Consider the following 1,402-nt stretch of genomic DNA (forward strand, 5'->3'; position numbering starts at 1 on the left):
TGCGCCATTGATGGGGTGGATGGCACCCGCTTCCGGCATCTCAATGTGCCACATTGGGTGCTATAAACAGTCACCAACGAAGGGAGCCATCCATGAACGAGATTACCACAATTGGGGTCGATTTGGCCAAATCTGTTTTCCAGCTGCACGGCGTAGATGAGGCTGGGAAACCGGTCTTGCGGCGGCAGCTGCGGCGAAGCCAGATGCTAGAGTTCTTCCAGAAACTGCCAGCCTGTCTGGTCGGTATGGAGGCTTGCTCCAGCGCGCACTACTGGGCGCGTGAGCTGATAAAGCTGGGACATGAGGTTCGCCTGATGCAACCATGCTATGTGAAGAGTTACGTTAAGCGCGGCAAAACTGATGCGGCCGATGCTGAAGCGATCTGCGAAGCTGTCACACGACCGTCGATGCGGTTTGTACCGGTAAAGTCCGAGGCGACCCAAGGCCATTTGGTCACCCATAAGGCGCGCGAGTTTCTGGTGCGTCAGCAGACACAGATCGTGAATGCAATCCGCGCACATCTCGGTGAGTTTGGTGTCGTCATACCCAAAGGCATCCAAAACGTCGGTCGTTTGATCGAAGCCTGTGATAAAACGAACTTGCCGACTGCAGCACATAAAGCCTTGAACCTGCTCGCAGATCAACTGGTCGACACGCAAAAGAAGATTGTGAACCTGACAGCCGATGTGCGTGTGGATGCGAACATGAATGAAGCCGCGAAGCGCCTGCAAACCATTCCAGGGATCGGCCCGATCACGGCCAGCGCTATGGTGGCATCCTTGCCTGAGGTGTCCGACTTCAAGTCAGGACGGGATCTGTCGGCGTCATGCTGAAAGCATGCCTCTGGCATGACGCTGGGTCTCACGCCAAAGCCCCATTCCAGCGGGGGCAAAGAACGATTGGGGCGCATCTCCAAAATGGGAAACCGATACCTGCGTCGGCTACTGTACCTTGGTGCAATGGCTCAAGTGAGCGCCCGCCGCCGGGGCGAACCGGGCAATGACTGGCTGTGGAAAATCATCCAGCGCACCAAGCCCAAGCAGGCGGCTATCGCACTTGCCAATCGCATGGCCCGAACGGTCTACGCGCTTTTGAAGAATGGCACAGAATTCAAGGTGGCCCTGGCCGCCTGAACGAAACCGGGGGACAAGACCCTCGACAGAAAGGCAAGTGCATCGTGAGATGATGGCAAAAGGTGGGAAAATCGCAAAGGACACCCTGTTCGAACCGAAGCGCCTTGCAGCGCGCGCCATTGATTGGGACCTACGCGACCGCGGAATTCATCAGGGCGCGCAGTAAGTGAACTGCAATTCAGACGCCGTATACATGGCCGCAACTGACCAAAAGCCAGACTTGACCGATCCGCCCTTGCCCCGCGGGTGCCATCCATACACGGTTCGAG

1 pseudogene is annotated in these 1,402 nt (G+C 56.9%); it reads left to right on the forward strand.

The annotated features are described in order from the left end of the window. The first annotated feature begins 92 nt into the window (after positions 1 to 92). Positions 93 to 1,133, forward strand: a pseudogene (locus BV911_RS18740) (IS110 family transposase). Positions 1,134 to 1,402: the final 269 nt, after the last annotated feature.

Source organism: Pseudoruegeria sp. SK021 (genome assembly GCF_002119405.1).
Lineage (GTDB): Bacteria > Pseudomonadota > Alphaproteobacteria > Rhodobacterales > Rhodobacteraceae > Meridianimarinicoccus.